The organism is Vibrio kagoshimensis (assembly GCF_050337535.1).
GTDB lineage: Bacteria > Pseudomonadota > Gammaproteobacteria > Enterobacterales > Vibrionaceae > Vibrio > Vibrio gallaecicus.
In genome coordinates this window covers 17,110-32,709 of record NZ_JAKJSZ010000032.1, presented here as the reverse complement: position 1 = coordinate 32,709, position 15,600 = coordinate 17,110, and the positions used below count along the sequence as shown (strand labels likewise).

The window sequence follows — 15,600 nt, the reverse complement described above, 5'->3', positions numbered from 1 at the left end:
GTATTAGAGAATGATGGAAATCCTTATTTAAAGATCATAAATGATCATACTGGCGATCTTTCAATTGATTTAGGTGTTATAGGTACGCCTGAAACATATTTGGTTGATCAAGAGGGTAAAATAATTAAAAAAATATTAGGCGTATTGGATCAGAAAACTTGGAATGATGAATTAGCTAATTATTTTGAAAATTAAATCTATTAAAGGTTTTTAATGAAAGTATTAATATTATTGTGTTCAATACTATTCGCGTCGCATGCTGTTGCTGAGCCTGTCTTTATATCGCCAACCAAAGAAAAAATTATCCAAGTGGAGCTATTTGAATTCGACAGTCAAAAGCAGCAATCAAGGGCAATCGCATTAGCAAAGACATTACGTTGCCCGCAATGTCAGAATCAAAATTTGATCGAATCAAACTCTCCGATCGCAAAAGATCTTCGCTTAAATGTTTTCGAGATGATCAAAGCCGGAAAGAGTGATGAATATATTATTGAATATATGACAGAAAGGTTTGGTGAATATGTTTTATATAATCCTCCTTTAAATAGAGGTAATTTAGTACTTTGGCTAATACCTTTTGTTATTTTTGTGCTCTTCGTTCATCTTGCAATAAAAAGTGTTAAAAGGGATGTATAAATATTACTTATACTGTTTACCTCATTGGTCTGTTTTTGTAATATACTTTAATTAACTCACTGAGCTTGCACAGATATAAGGACTTATTCGTGGATAATGTAATATCGAACTTAAAAAAGGAGTTTTATACGAATGTTCAATCTAAAAAGTGGAGTGAGCAGTATAGTGCCAAACCAAGCCTTTCATTTTTGACTCAAGAAGAGCTATCAGAATTAGAGAACGCTTGGATCCAACTTGTTATATGGAAAAAACAACAAGTAAATGAAGTTAGCCTATAACCCCAAAATTAGCCTGTAAAATCTGGCTTCAACGATTATCTAAAGTTTCTAAATTCTCACGTATCTAAGCTTGATCATTTAACTAACTATAAATAAAACAGTGATCTGTAGTGCGGGTTGATGTTTGATATTGAAATGAGTTTGTCAGCATCGATAAACACGAATGTTGGTTGAAATTCAATCAAATCGAAGGTTTCTGTAACGAAATTTAACCCCATGTTAGAAGGGTCTAACGTGGGGTTTTTTATTATGAAATGATCAAGTTGTTATAATATAACATTTCATGGCTTCAGAGCCTTGAAAAATCGTTTAGATAGCCTCATAGTACTTAGCATCAGATTGTTATTGCATGCTTACTGAATTAGTAGGCTTTAATTAAAATAATAATTCCAAGCAAATAAAATCATCAAGTGAGTATAGATATGGCGGAAGTACGTGCCAGAGTAGATTTCAAAGTAGGGGTAGGCAGCAATATTGATGCTGAGCTTCTGTCATTCCATGGATTGAAAACAGAAAAAGAACATGTTGCTGTTATCTTTCAGTCTGCAGATAAAACTCAGAACACACCATTGGTACGAATGCACTCTGAATGCTTAACGGGTGACGTATTCCATTCATCTCGCTGCGATTGTGGTGAACAGTTAGATGAAACAATTAATAAAATGGGTGAATCTGGCGGTATTATTTTATATCTCCGCCAAGAAGGGCGTGGTATCGGTCTTTATAACAAGATCGACGCATATCGCTTACAAAGTGAAGGTATGAATACATACGAAGCGAATAATCACTTAGGTTTTGGCGATGATTTACGTGATTTCACAGAAGCTGCTGAAATGCTAAAAGCATTAGGGATTAATACTATTCGCTTAGTCACGAATAACCCTAAAAAGATCAGAGAGTTGAAGTCTCATGGAATACAAATTGAAGAAGTGGTCAATACTTCGGCGCATATAAAGTTAGGTAATGAAAGCTATCTTCAAGCAAAAGTGTCGCACGGAAAGCATGATTTAGACCTTTAAATTTCCTTCTTCTCATAAATCAAATAAAAACCTCACATTTGTGGGGTTTTTTTGTATTTGGCTTGCAAAAAAATTGTAAATTTGTATTATTTGGATTGCTAGTGCAAATGATAATGGTTTGCACTATTACTACTAATAATAATTCAAGCTCAACAAGGACGCTTCAATGACCATCAAATCTTTAGTGACTAAAGCTGTTACTTCGTCACTCCTTTTTGCCTCTGCTTCTTCATTTGCAGCAGTGACTCAAGATCAAGTAGTTGAACACTACGCAGATATTGCACATGCCGTTTTTTCGGATTCTGTTATTACAGCCAAGGCTCTTAATTCTTCTATTGATACATTCTTAGCTTCGCCTTCTGCTGCAAATTTCGAACAAGTAAAACAAGCTTGGTTAGATTCTCGAGTACCTTACCAGCAGTCGGAAGTTTTCCGTTTTGGTAACGCGGTTGTTGATGATTGGGAAGGTCAGTTAAACGCATGGCCTCTAGATGAAGGTCTTATTGATTACGTATCAACTGATTACCAATATGAGCTAGGTAACGAAGGTGCTAGCGCAAATATTGTTGCTAACAAAACGTTCCAAGTTGGTCAAACAACAGTTGATGCGACAAACATTACTCCTGAGCTAATTGCTGAGCTTAATGAAATTGGTGGTTCAGAGGCAAACGTAGCGTCTGGCTACCACGCGATTGAATTCCTACTTTGGGGACAAGATTTAAATGGCACTAATGCCGGTGCAGGTAACCGTGCTTACACTGATTTTGTTGTTGGTTCTGAATGTACAAACGGTAACTGTGACCGTCGTGGTGCTTACTTAAAAGCTTCTGCTGAACTTCTTATTCAAGATCTTGAATGGATGGAAAAACAGTGGTCTGCTGAGCAAAAAGGTAATTACCGTCAAGAGCTTTTAGCGGGTTCTAGCGATAATGGCTTACGTAAGATGCTATTTGGCATGGGTTCTCTATCTTTAGGTGAACTTGCAGGTGAGCGTATGAAAGTTGCTCTAGAAGCTAACTCAACTGAAGACGAGCATGATTGTTTCTCTGATAACACGCATAACTCGCATTACTACAATGAGCAAGGTATCTACAACGTTTACACTGGTTTGTATAAGCGTGAAAACGGTACGTTGCTTTCAGGTCCAAGCCTATATGACCTTGTTGCTCAACAAGACAAGCAAGCTGCAAAAGAGATTCAAAAGCAATTTGATCTTGCTCGTGCACAAGTTGGCGAGCTTGTAACTTCTGCCGAGAAAAACAATCAGCACTTTGACCAGTTGATTGCTTCAGATAATGCAGCAGGTAACGCGCTTGTGAATAAAACGATTGTAGCTCTAGTTTCTCAAACGGCTGCTATTGAACGTGCAGCCGGTGTGATTGGCATTGATAGCCTGAACCCTGATACTGCAGACCATGAGTTTTAAGCGATAAATAAAGTTGAAAAAGGGCTCCTAGCGAGCCCTTCATTGTTTCTGTATTGTTCAAGTTTGTGTATTGTCCAAATTGTTAAACAATGAAATTAAAAAATATAACTAATAATAAATAATCAAGGCAATGTATGAAGTCGTATCTCACCGCCTCGCTACTTATCTCACTGTTCGCAATGTCTCCCTTACACGCCCATGAAGTGTATTCAGGAGGGAAAACCACTACTAAAAAAGAAGGCGCTAATGCGTTTTCAATGCCAGCAACTAACTTACCTATGACTAAGCGATTAGACTTTAGTGTTGGTAATAGTTTCTTTAGAAACCCTTGGGTTCCTGCACCAGCTTCTACAGACGCTCGTGATGGGTTAGGTCCTTTGTTTAATACGAATGGTTGCCAAAATTGCCACATTAAAGATGGTAGAGGGCATGCACCTGAAGCAGGAGATAAACACGCTGTTTCCATGCTGGTTCGATTAAGCATTCCAGCTGAAACCGCCGCTCAAAGACAAGCTTTCATTCGAGATGGTGGCATCCCTGAACCTACTTATGGCGGTCAGCTTCAAGATTTTGCTCTGCAAGGCGTAAAACCCGAAGGGAAGGTGAATATTAGCTACACAGAAGTTCCTGTTAAATTTGATGATGGAACGATGGTGAGCTTACGTAAACCTAGCCTAACTATTACTGAGCTAGCGTTTGGCGATATGCACCCAAAAACTGAATTTTCAGCTCGTGTAGCACCGCCTATGATTGGTCTTGGCTTATTAGAAAGCATTCCTGAAAAAACGATTCTAGGTTTTATTGAGCAGCAAAAATCCGAAAACCTTGGTGTATCGGGTAAAGCGAACAAAGTGCTTGATGTTCAGACCGATGAGCTCACGCTTGGTCGGTTTGGGTGGAAAGCTGGGCAACCAAATTTGATGCAACAAAATGCTGCAGCATTTAATGGTGATTTAGGTTTGACGAGTAATCTATTCCCTAATGAAAACTGTACAGCGAACCAATCTACGTGTACCGACTTTCCAAATGGTGGTTCACCAGAAGTAAGTGATAACATCCTTGATTTTGTAGAATTTTATTCCCAACATCTGGCTGTACCAATTCGACGTAATGTCGATAATCCACAAGTGATTCAAGGTAAGCAACTCTTTAAAGATATTGGCTGCCAAAGCTGCCATCAAGCTGAGATAAGAACAGCAGAACGTGCTGATTTACCTGCGTTATCTAAGCAGCTGATCAGCCCATATACTGATATGTTGTTGCACGATATGGGCGAAGGTCTCGCCGACAACCGACCGGAATATTTAGCTAATGGTCAAGAATGGCGTACTACACCACTTTGGGGGTTAGGCTATACCAAAGAAGTGAATGGGCACACATTCTTACTGCATGATGGTCGTGCCAGAAATATTATGGAAGCGATTCTATGGCATGGAGGAGAAGCTCAAAATGCTAAACAAAAAGTGCTGAGCCTAAATGCTAAAGAGCGAGAGGCACTTGTCGCGTTCTTGGAATCTTTATAAAAAATATAAACTATCGTAAGCAGTGTTTTAAATGAACTTAACAGCATTTAAGCACTGCTAGCGAAAATAGTCAGCCAGAAATAAGGTCGAAACATGAGTGAAAAGTTATTCGCGCTACCATTGATAGTTGCAGCTCTCGCCGGTTGCCAGTCAACCAATCAAGGTGAAGCTATCTCGACATTTCATCTTGATGAAACAAAGCATGTGAGCCACGAGGTTTATGTTAAGCAGTTTGAATCTGCAGTTGCTTTTAACACACAAGCAAAACTGTTAGAAGAATCGCTAGGTCAATATTGCAGAACCAATGATTATTCTATTGATGCTGTGAAGGTGCAATGGCATCAAACCATGCTTGCTTGGATGGCTCTTCAAGGTCAAGAGCGAGGACCAGCAGAAGCTCTACAAGAGAGCTGGAATATTCAATTTTGGCCAGACAAAAAGAATACAACTGGTCTGAAAATGTCGCAGCTTACTCGACAAGACAAAACTTGGACTCAAGCGGAAATTGCTCAACAAAGCGTAACCGTTCAAGGTTTAGGGGCATTAGAATGGATGTTTTATGACGAAAAATCACCGTTATTAAGTGAAAAGAGCAAAGGCTGTATGTCAGCAGTCGCCATTTCGCAAAACCTATCTGTTAAATCGACCAATATTGCAGATGCATGGCAAGTTAACCCGTGGGTAGCTTTAGATGAATCCCGATGGGAGTCTGAATATGTGGCATTACTGACGAATCAGCTAGATTACAGTATGAAAAAACTAAGTCGACCACTTGCGAATATTGGTAAGCCTCGCCCTTACTTTGCTGAATCATGGCGTTCAGAAACTTCTTTATCGCAACTCAAAGCTAATACCCAAGCAATGCAAAGCTTGTATTTAGCGGAAGGTAAAGGCTTAGATAACATTCTAAGGGAGCGAGGTTTAAATGATTTAGCTGATCGAGTGAAGAGCCAGTTTGAGCAAACATTAGCAACCTGGCCTGATGAGAGTAGCTTGTTTAGTATGCTTCAGAGCAAAGAGGGCTACCGAAATGTTTTAGCTCAATATAATAAATTAGAGCGCCTTAAATACCTTATTCACGAAGAAGTGGCGATCGAATTAGGAATTGTAATAGGATTTAATGCAACTGATGGTGACTAATCAAACTCGGCGTTCATTACTTAAAGCAGCGCTGCTGGGTGCTGCTGTTCCTGTACTTCCTTTTGGCTGCTCTAGTGTATCTCCTCAAACAAATCGTGAGCCGGCTTTGATCGGATGTTCGCTTCAAGGTAAGCAAAAGTATTCGGCAGTTGTGGCAGATAAGTGGGGAATGCCTATCCAAACCCTTGCCATTCCGGAGCGCGGTCATGGTGTGGCAATTCGACCTAATAACTCCTCAGGTTTAAATCAAGCTGTAGTGTTTGCTCGTAGACCAGGCAACTTTTTTATGGTGTTTGATTATAAAACGGGTCAGCAGGTTCATTTGTCAGTAAAAGGGAAGAATAGACACTATTATGGTCATGGTGTCTTTTCGCTTGATGGTTCTCTCTTATACGCTACTGAAGGGGTTTCAAGTACAAGCCAAGGTGTAATTGGCGTTTATGATGCACTTAATGGCTATAATAAGATAGATGAATTCAGTGGCTTTGGCATTGGACCTCACGAGGTTATCATTATGCCAGATGGTCGCTTAGCAATTGGAGTAGGTGGCGTACATACAGATGGTCGAACGCCTAAAAACTTAAATACAATGCAGCCAACGTTGAGTTATTTGTCTGCGACAGGTGAATTACTTGAGCAAGTTGAATTAGCAGATAAACAGCTTAGTATTAGGCACCTTGCTCATGATGGAGATGAAACGGTACTTTGTGGTCAGCAGTACCGCGGGGAACCCGATGAATACCCTGCATTATTAGCTATGCATACTCAGGGTGGCCGTTTAGAGCAGTTAAAAGCGGAGCCTGAACAGTGGGCGAGATTTAACCATTATATTGCGAGTATTGCTGCTTCAGATGAATGGATTATCGCGACTTCTCCACGAGGTAACTGCTATGGTATTTGGTCTAAGCAGACAAAAGAATTGGTTGAGTTGTCTTCCCTAACTGACGCTTCAGGCGCTGTATTCATGGGAGATGAATTCAGGCTGAGCTCTGGGGCTGGTGATGTTATTAGCCAAGCTGAACCGTCGGAAAAAACAACCATTCAAACACTCACTCAATGGGATAACCACTGGTCTTCGATCTAGTTATTTTTAAGGTTATATCGTTATTGATCTTCGAGATAATACAGCTAACAGCTTCGATAGCGCTATAGCTTTTGAGATAACTATAGTGTCGAAGTTGCGATGGTTATTGTCATCTCTAGCGCTGACTATTTAGCTTGGATAGTCTCAAAATTAATATAGTCCCTAATTAATACTTGGTACGCCCATTTCTTTGCCATACTTAAGATTGGTGGGTATGGAGCGTGCTATGTTAGTGAGATTGTTTTGCGGATTATTACTTCTGACTTCTTTTCAAGTTTGGAGTTTGACGGGCTTATATGAGAGAGGGTGGATACCTGAAAGTTCTTCTCTTAAATTTTATGTTCTTTATCCTGAACTCACAGAAAGCTTTTATACTGATTCATCTTCTGCCTTATTGTGGAATGACTCTGAAGCTTCTGAAATGCTTGAATTTCAACTATCAATTATCGACCGTTCTGAGATAAGCCCTTTATTTGAGCGTCAGTTGAAAAGGCTGAGATTTTATAGAGAGCAAGAGCTTTGGTTTGAGCATGATATCCTTTCAATGGATACTTTGATCTTTTACCTCAGTTATTCTGAAAATGCACCTTTGATAGGTAAGCCTTGGTATTTTGAGGATAAACTTCATGCAAAGCTTCCTAAGCCTTCCCCACACTTGTTGTTCAACCTAAAGCGAAACTTGGAATCCAATACTCTCAAGGAGTTTGTGCTTTCTTATGCGCCCCCTGTCGGCGATTATAAGCAATTTAAACATTCATATTCACTTTTGGAAGATTCTATTGTCGAGCCTATTGAGCTTTATCATCAGTTGGGACTAAAACGTAAAGGTGACGAGTTACTTGACCGAAGCTCTCTGATTAAAAGAATGTCTTTAGTCGGCATTAATACCCAGTTGATTGAACCAGATATTGTTTATTTTGATGAAACACTCGAAGTTGCACTATTAGATTTTCAGGCTATGCATGGTTTAAAGGCTGATGGAGTTATAGGACCTAAAACGATGGCGTGGATAAACATGAGCCCAGAAAGGCGCTTACATAGTTTATCGCTAAATGCCGAGCGGGCTAGATTATGGCCGCAGGAACGAGACTCCATGATTCTAGTTAATGTCCCTAGTTTTGATATGAAATATTGGTCTGATGGTGAGGAAGTGTTTGAGTCTAAAGTTGTGGTTGGAAAGCTATCTAGAAAGACACCGTTATTAACGACAAAATTGGATTCTGTGATTTTGAATCCGACTTGGAATGTGCCTTGGAAAATAATGGTTGAAGACATATTGCCTAAAGTTAAAGCGGATAATACTTACCTGCAAAGGCACAATTTTGAAGTTATTGAAAAATGGCGCTCACCTGAGTCATTGAATCCAGATGATATTGATTGGGCAAGTATTAACCCTAGAGCATTCCCATATAAGATGCGCCAGCAAGCCGGAGTGAAAAATGCGCTAGGGTTATACAAATTTAACACCCCTAATCGACGTGCTATTTATCTACACGATACCCCAAGTAAAGGTTTATTCGATACTGACCGACGGGCATACAGCTCTGGCTGTGTTCGAGTGGAGGATGCTGAAGAGTTCGCAGAGTTATTAATACAGAAGCATACAAAGAAAAATTTTGAAGACAGCACGGCTCTCAAAGCAAATACTAGAGTTCAGTTAAGAAAGCGCATTCCAGTGCATATTATTTACCAAACGGTTTTATTTGAAGATGAAGGTATCCAGTACCGGAGTGATATTTACAAATACGACAGCATGAGTAATGAAGGGTGATCTTGACTCAATTTTAACATTTGTCGCTTTGTGAAAAATTCATAAACAGTTTCAATAACTAAAGGCAGTTTGATTACTCATTCTGCCTTTCTCTCGTGTTTCATCGAATTGACTCATAAAAAAACCTTCTGTATTGTCCGTTTTTTGTTCAATTTAGATGGGTCAATTTGCTGTATGTCTCAAAATGTTTTCTCTCGCCGCCAATTTTTATCTATGGCTGGCGGTAGTGTTGTAATTGCTTCTATTGTTCCTTCTACTGCTTTTGCTTCTTACCCAGATAAGCCAAGAACCATTGCAATGAATAATTTGCATACTGGTGAAACGCTAGAAACTTGCTATTTCGATGGTGTAAATTATTTAAGCGATGAAATGGCTCGTATCAGTAAGCTGTGCCGTGATTTCCGTAGAAATGAGATTCATCCAATGGATAAAGGTCTGTTTGACCAATTATCCAGTATCCAGAATCTGCTTGGTGTGAATACTGAGGTTCAAATCATTTCTGGTTACCGTTCGCCTGCTACGAATGAAAGCCTTCGTTCTAAATCTAGCGGGGTAGCAAAGAAAAGCTATCATATGCAAGGTCGTGCTTTGGATTTTAGGCTCAGTGGCGTGAATTTAAAGGAAGTCAGAGATGCGGCGAAAAGCCTTCAAGCAGGTGGTGTTGGCTACTATGCGAAAAGCGATTTTATTCATATAGATACAGGTCCTGTTCGCAGTTGGTAAGACTCACGTGACAAGAAAAAGTAATTAATTAAAACTCGGTGTGCATTTTTTATTGCACAGGTTGAAGGTAAATTCTTGAGCTTGTCAAAATGAGTGTCCAATGTCATAGTTTGCCTTTAAATTTATAGCTCACTGTAAGCGTTTTTATCTTTTACGGTGTTCATATTGGCAATTCATATAGCCAATTATCAAGTTTGCTTTCAAAGGTTTATCTATGTCTCTTAAATATCAAGTAGTGCCTGTCACTTCATTTTCTCAAAATTGCTCTATTGTTTGGTGTGATGAAACGATGGAAGGCATTGTGGTTGATCCCGGTGGCGATGTTAAACAACTTGCTGCGATTATTGAAGAACTTGGCGTTAAAGTTGTTAATTTGGTATTAACTCACGGGCACTTAGATCATGTTGGTGGAACTGAGCCACTGGCTGAAATCTTGAATGTAGAGGTTATAGGCCCGCATAAAGCTGACCTTTTCTGGCTGCAAGGTCTGGAAGGGCAAAGCCAAATGTTTGGCTTCCCGCTTTGTAAAGCATTCGAACCTAATCAGTGGCTTGAAGAAGGTGACCTAGTTACGTTTGGTAATCAGAAAATTGATGTTCTTCATACTCCTGGTCACACGCCTGGTCACGTTATTTTATTTAGTGATGAAGCACGCTTGGCTTTCGTTGGTGATGTATTGTTCAACGGTGCTATCGGTCGTACTGACTTTCCCCAAGGTGACTTTAACACTCTGATATCATCAATTAAGACAAAATTATGGCCACTCGGAAAAGACGTAACGTTTGTTCCAGGTCACGGTCCTGAGTCTACATTTGGTCGAGAGCGAGTATCTAACCCATTTGTAGCTGATGAAATGCCATTGTACTAATTCATTTCGTTTGTGTTAGTAAGCTCGGCGGCTGCAAGGTAGCGTCGAGCTAAGCCGACAAACTCCTCCCCACTCATATTTATTTCATTTGTCGCGATAAATATATCAAAGCCGTGATAGCTTCTCTGATGTTTCATTCTATTCGCTAACATAGCCAGCATGCCTGTATAGGCGGTATGTGCAGGGCTTTTGTCTATATAGTTATTAGAATCTAAAACTATATCTTCGAACTTAGCTTCGCTTCCAGCTTGTTTAGCCCCTAAATACAGTAACCCTCTTTGGCTGAGTAATAGCTCACAGGCCACTTTTGGGCAGATTGAGTCTAAATAGGGCTTGTAGTGTTTAAGTTTTATTCCTATCCAAGGTAGTGGCTCGTGCCAACCATCTTGTTGAAATGTACATATTGAAACCTCTTGTACGTTATCCCATTTTACGACCCATCCACCTTTGAAAAAGTGCTGTTGTAGATGTGTAGAAGTGAGTGTGATCATGACATGGCTACGCAAAGCAAAGTAATAAATGCTAAAGAGAATGCTGGTTAAAGTTAGAATAGTCACCAGCATGGGTTTTCTATATTCGTTGTAAATCAGAAAAAAGATGAAAAACAGTGCAAAAAAGTAACCGATCGGTTTGATGAAGTAATGCCAAGACGGCAGTGTAAAATTGCTAAGGTGGCGAGTATTCATAGGTAGCACCATGTTTCATATATCACCAATGGATGGATAACCAGTATATAAGCCCTTATTTAATAAAACGATGATTAAATAATAGACGCTGATAAACAATATACGTATTTTTCGTCGACTTTCGGCTCTTCACTCTACAAATAGCTCCTGTTTTTTGGTATAAATCGCGCTTCAAATTTTCACCACTGCGCAAGAGCAGTGAACTGGAGAAATATTCAATGAGACTTGCTCATAAGCGTAAGGTGCAGGCTAAACTGCAAAAACGTATTAAAGCGGCTGTTGCTAATGTAGAAGTTGCAAAAGCAGCAGTAGCGCCTAAATCGGCGAAGCCTGTCGCAGAGAAAGTTGTCGCAGAAAAAACTGTAGCAGCAAAACCAGCGGTAACAAAAGCAGTAGCAGCAGCGAAAAAAGTAGATGTTGCACTGACACCTAAGCAGCAACAAGTACTAGACATTGTTGTGAAAAATGCTGAAGGTATTAACCCTAAAGGTATCGGCTTAGAAGCTGGTCAGGAAGATGCAAAAGCAGCTTCATGGGCTACAGGCGCATTGAAAAAACTTCTAGAAGAAAATCTAGTAGCGAAAGAGCAGCTTGCAGGTAACAAAGTTATTTACAAAGCTATCTAATTGACAATGCTCGCTGATCTCATTGTTTGAGATTAAGTGACTCAGTTATACAAATTCAAAGCCTCGATTTTCGAGGCTTTTTTGTTTTTATTAACGTTCAACTATAAACCTTCTTATTTCCCTACTACTTTCAGTATTGTAAACAAAACTTTGACTGGCTCTAGTTCTCTACTTCTTGGTGTTTGAGTGCTCTGGTGAATATCAAGTAGGTTTTGACCCTACTTAGTCACATCTAATTGGAGATTGGTTCTCTTCACACAAATAGAAGCTTTTAACTCACTACACGTTGTTTAGCGCTTAATACCCGACACAAATCACGAATTGGGTACATGATGTTAATTATCAATATAAGTAACTACGTACGTATTCCTATCTTAGATCTGTTTCGGTTTAGTTGTAACTTATTGAAACTAAGTCAAGCTATCTAAAATCCTACGTATAAGTACTTAACCCTTTGGTCTAATGCCCTTTGTTTGTCTAAATTTAGGTGCGTGATAGCGCTGATTTCTTATTGTTCCTAAAGCGTCCATTCTTGTTTGGAATCATAAAATGCTCATTGAAAGAGTATCTGAAACTAACCAAGGACGTGAACATGAGTCTTATCCAACACTCACTGAAACGAGTTTTTAAAAATGTTGCAGTAACTGCTGCTGCTTGTTTCGCTTTAGTTGCTACAGGTGCGACTGCTGCTGATAAAGTTTACCGCTTAAAACTGGCTGAAACGTGGGGACCTAACTTCCCAGTATTTGGTGATGCGACTAAAAACATGGCTGCAATGGCTGAGAAAATGTCGAATGGACGTTTGCAGATAAGAATTGATTCTGCGAATAAACATAAAGCACCACTTGGTGTATTCGATATGGTTAAGTCAGGTCAGTATGATATGGGGCACTCGGGCTCTTACTACTGGAAAGGAAAGGTGCCAAATACGCTGTATTTCACCTCTATGCCTTTCGGTATGACACCTGCAGAGCAATATGCTTGGTTCTACCACGGTGGTGGTATGGAACTTATGGAGCAAGTTTATTCTCCGCATAACCTGATGTCTTTCCCTGGTGGTAATACAGATATCCAAATGGGCGGTTGGTTTCAAAAAGAGATTAACAGTGTTGAAGACTTGAAAGGTCTTAAGATGCGTATCCCTGGCTTTGCTGGAGAAATCTTGGCAGAGCTTGGTGCAAAACCAACGAATATTGCCCCTGGTGAGCTATACACTTCTTTAGAGCGTAGAACCATTGATGCTCTTGAATGGGTTGGTCCATCACTAGATTTACGCATGGGTTTCCACAAAATCGCCCCTTACTACTACACCGGTTGGCATGAGCCAGGTTCTGAACTTCAGTTCCTAGTGAACAAACGTACGTGGAATAAATTACCTGAAGACCTACAAGAAATCTTACGTGTCGCAATGCGTACAGCCGCTTATGACATGTATACACAAGCAACTCATGAAAGTGGCAAAAACTGGGTATCGATGAAAACAGAATACCCTGATGTTCAAGTTAAAGATTTCCCACCTTCAGTAATGGCTGCTCTGCAAGAAGCGAATGACCGTTTACTTGCTAAACACGCCGAAAAAGATGCACTGGCGAAAGAAATTCAGAAATCTCAATCTGATTACTTACAACAAGTACGTTCGTGGACTGATATTTCACACCGTGCTTACTTGAACAGCCAGGCGAAAAAATAGCAGTTAAATAACAATAATAAATGGCGCTTAACGAAAGCTTGGGACGAAGTTCCTTACAGAACGACTTAAACGCCATAGAACAATTTTTTTAATAATTAACAACAATAAAAATGGTACAGAGGCCTTGCCTAGTACCGAAGTCCAAGAACCTTTTTAGCACCACTACTAATTTGTGGTGGTGCTTTTTCAATTCCATGGAGTCGGAAATGAGAAGTTTGATTTACATTGAGCGACTGTTTAACCGCATTGGTGATGCACTTGGCTGGTTATCCAGCATGCTATTTATACTGTTGGTTGCAAATGTGGTGTATGACGTTGTGATGCGTTATGCCTTTAATGATGTTTCAATCGCTTTCCAAGAGATGGAGTGGCATTTATTTTCAGCAGTATTTTTATTAGGTGTTCCATACGCGATAAAGGCTGGTGGGCATGTACGTGTGGATGTATTTTACGAAAGACTTTCCTTCAAAGCACAAGCCATTATTGATTTACTCGGCACTTTCATTTTCTTACTTCCTTTTTGCCTGCTTGTTGGTTGGTATGGAATCGATTTTGCGAGAGAAAGTTACGAATTAGGTGAGATCTCAGGAGACCCTGGAGGTCTGCATTACCGCTGGATAATTAAAGCTATGATTCCGCTTTCTTTCTTCTTAATGGCACTCAGTGGTGTCGGGCTTATTCTGCATTCGTTGAATAAGATTATTAACCCTCATTTAGTTCATGCGAACTTTAATCAGCCTAAATAGGAGACGATGATGATTGGAATTATTATGTTTTTTGTCGCTCTATTTGCACTGCTTTTAGGGTTTCCGGTTGCTTTTACTTTTGGTGGTATTGCATTAATTTTCGGTGTTTGGGCAGAAGGGATCGAAATGTTCGCCTTTATGCCTTATCGAATTCAATCAATCATGGAAAACACGGTACTGATGGCCGTCCCACTTTTTGTTTTTATGGGCTTGGTTCTCCAAAAAACGCGTTTAGCTGAGCAGTTATTAGAATCAATGGGGCGCTTATTTGGCGGTGTACGTGGTGGTATCGCTATTTCGACTGTCTTAGTGGGTTCATTACTTGCTGCCTCTACTGGGGTCGTTGGGGCATCGGTTGTCGCAATGGGGTTAATTTCCCTGCCTGTAATGCTTAAATATAATTATGATAAAGGGTTAGCGTGCGGAACAATTTGTGCGTCAGGAACTTTAGGGCAAATTATTCCACCATCTATTGTACTTATCCTTTTAGGTGATGTACTTGGTGTACCTGTTGGTGATTTATTTCAAGCCGCAATATGGCCGGGTGTCATGCTGGTCGGGGCGTATATTGTTTACATTTTGATTTATGCCAAGCTGAACCCTGAATCTGCACAACCGATTGAACGGGATGATTCAATTAGCCGTAAAGAAGAGGTTGTTAAAGCACTTAAAGCCATCATTCCACCTCTTGCATTAATTATTGTTGTTCTTGGCTCTATCTTTGCTGGTGTAGCCACACCTACGGAATCAGCAGCTCTTGGTGGTGCGGGCGCTATTGTACTTGCGTTTTTATATGGTCAATTTAGCTGGGGCATGATTTTCGATGCATCAAAAGAAACGGTAAAAGTAACAGCAATGGTTTTTGCTATTTTACTTGGTGCGACAGCCTTCTCTATGGCATTTACTTACACTGGCGGAGACTATTTAGTTGAAGAATGGATGCTTGCTATTCCGGGGGATAAGTGGGGCTTTTTGATCATCACTATGTTAGTTATTTTGATCCTGGGCTTCTTTATCGATTTTGTTGAAATTTGTTTTATTATCGTACCTATTATTGCCCCTGTTGCTGAGCTTATGGGTATCAATATGACTTGGTTCGCGATCTTAATTGCAATGAACCTTCAGACGTCGTTTTTAACTCCGCCATTCGGATTCAGCCTATTTTATCTTAAAGGGGTTGCTCCAAAAGGTGTAACGACTCAGGATATTTACCGTGGTGTTATGCCATTCATCGCCATTCAAATTTTAGTATTAGCCTCATTACTCGTTTTCCCTGGGTTTTACGGTATGTGACCAGATTCGATAATGTAGACGAATGATTTCATAGAGTGTTAATAAATTTGATAAAGTAAAACTGCTTGCTGAATAATCAGTGAGCAGTTTT

The 15,600-nt window shown here is 39.8% G+C and carries 16 protein-coding genes; 15 read left to right on the top strand and 1 reads right to left on the bottom strand.

Annotation, left to right across the window (positions count from 1 at the left end; all coding sequences use genetic code 11):
* The 11 genes from L4C37_RS21335 to L4C37_RS21285 form a co-directional block, all read left to right on the top strand.
* Positions 1-195, top strand: a 195-nt coding sequence (locus tag L4C37_RS21335; protein WP_489686377.1) for a thioredoxin domain-containing protein, incomplete at its 5' end; no start/stop codon positions are given.
* 18 nt (positions 196-213) lie between these two features.
* On the top strand, positions 214-636 hold the full coding sequence (locus L4C37_RS21330; protein WP_137372579.1) for a cytochrome c-type biogenesis protein: 423 nt from the start codon (positions 214-216) through the stop codon (positions 634-636).
* An 89-nt stretch (positions 637-725) separates the two neighbouring features.
* On the top strand, positions 726-914 hold the full coding sequence (locus L4C37_RS21325; RefSeq protein WP_137372580.1) for a hypothetical protein: 189 nt from the start codon (positions 726-728) through the stop codon (positions 912-914).
* Positions 915-1,336: 422 nt separating this feature from the next.
* On the top strand, positions 1,337-1,933 hold the full coding sequence (locus tag L4C37_RS21320; protein WP_137372581.1) for a GTP cyclohydrolase II: 597 nt from the start codon (positions 1,337-1,339) through the stop codon (positions 1,931-1,933).
* Positions 1,934-2,099: 166 nt separating this feature from the next.
* Positions 2,100-3,359 (top strand): imelysin family protein, encoded by a 1,260-nt coding sequence (locus L4C37_RS21315; protein ID WP_137372582.1) that lies wholly within the window; start codon positions 2,100-2,102, stop codon positions 3,357-3,359.
* A 134-nt stretch (positions 3,360-3,493) separates the two neighbouring features.
* Entirely contained in the window at positions 3,494-4,882 is a 1,389-nt protein-coding gene (locus tag L4C37_RS21310; protein WP_273295336.1) for a di-heme oxidoreductase family protein, read from the top strand.
* 93 nt (positions 4,883-4,975) lie between these two features.
* The gene (locus tag L4C37_RS21305) at positions 4,976-6,022 is read left to right on the top strand and encodes an imelysin family protein (RefSeq protein ID WP_429769892.1); all 1,047 of its coding nucleotides are present in this window, start codon (positions 4,976-4,978) and stop codon (positions 6,020-6,022) included.
* The gene (locus tag L4C37_RS21300) at positions 6,012-7,106 is read left to right on the top strand and encodes a DUF1513 domain-containing protein (RefSeq protein WP_429769894.1); all 1,095 of its coding nucleotides are present in this window, start codon (positions 6,012-6,014) and stop codon (positions 7,104-7,106) included. The genes L4C37_RS21305 and L4C37_RS21300 overlap by 11 nt, the downstream gene beginning before the upstream one ends.
* Positions 7,107-7,332: 226 nt before the next feature.
* A complete protein-coding gene (locus L4C37_RS21295) occupies positions 7,333-8,877 on the top strand; it encodes a L,D-transpeptidase family protein (RefSeq protein WP_429769890.1) in 1,545 nt (514 codons plus the stop codon).
* 174 nt (positions 8,878-9,051) lie between these two features.
* Entirely contained in the window at positions 9,052-9,600 is a 549-nt protein-coding gene (mepK, locus tag L4C37_RS21290) for a peptidoglycan L,D-endopeptidase MepK (RefSeq protein WP_273295328.1), read from the top strand.
* A 214-nt stretch (positions 9,601-9,814) separates the two neighbouring features.
* Positions 9,815-10,468: an MBL fold metallo-hydrolase gene (locus tag L4C37_RS21285; protein ID WP_137372587.1), complete on the top strand. Its 654-nt coding sequence runs from the start codon at positions 9,815-9,817 to the stop codon at positions 10,466-10,468.
* Here L4C37_RS21285 and L4C37_RS21280 read toward each other — a convergent pair.
* On the bottom strand, positions 10,465-11,154 hold the full coding sequence (locus L4C37_RS21280) for a DUF2982 domain-containing protein (protein ID WP_137372588.1): 690 nt from the start codon (positions 11,152-11,154) through the stop codon (positions 10,465-10,467). The two genes, L4C37_RS21285 and L4C37_RS21280, sit on opposite strands and share 4 nt — an antisense overlap.
* Before the next feature lie 218 nt (positions 11,155-11,372).
* On the opposite strand from L4C37_RS21280, the gene L4C37_RS21275 reads away from it, so the two are divergent.
* The 4 genes from L4C37_RS21275 to L4C37_RS21260 all read left to right on the top strand — a co-directional run bounded on the left by L4C37_RS21275 (position 11,373) and on the right by L4C37_RS21260 (position 15,509).
* Complete coding sequence (locus tag L4C37_RS21275; RefSeq protein WP_137372589.1) at positions 11,373-11,780, top strand: MarR family transcriptional regulator; 408 nt, start codon at positions 11,373-11,375, stop codon at positions 11,778-11,780.
* Between the two features lie 592 nt (positions 11,781-12,372).
* Positions 12,373-13,470, top strand: a complete 1,098-nt coding sequence (locus tag L4C37_RS21270; RefSeq protein ID WP_273296319.1) for a TRAP transporter substrate-binding protein — start codon at positions 12,373-12,375, stop codon at positions 13,468-13,470.
* A 206-nt stretch (positions 13,471-13,676) separates the two neighbouring features.
* Positions 13,677-14,216, top strand: coding sequence for a TRAP transporter small permease subunit (locus L4C37_RS21265; RefSeq protein ID WP_137372591.1), 540 nt, complete (start codon positions 13,677-13,679; stop codon positions 14,214-14,216).
* Positions 14,217-14,225: 9 nt separating this feature from the next.
* Complete coding sequence (locus L4C37_RS21260; protein WP_273296317.1) at positions 14,226-15,509, top strand: TRAP transporter large permease; 1,284 nt, start codon at positions 14,226-14,228, stop codon at positions 15,507-15,509.
* Positions 15,510-15,600: the final 91 nt, after the last annotated feature.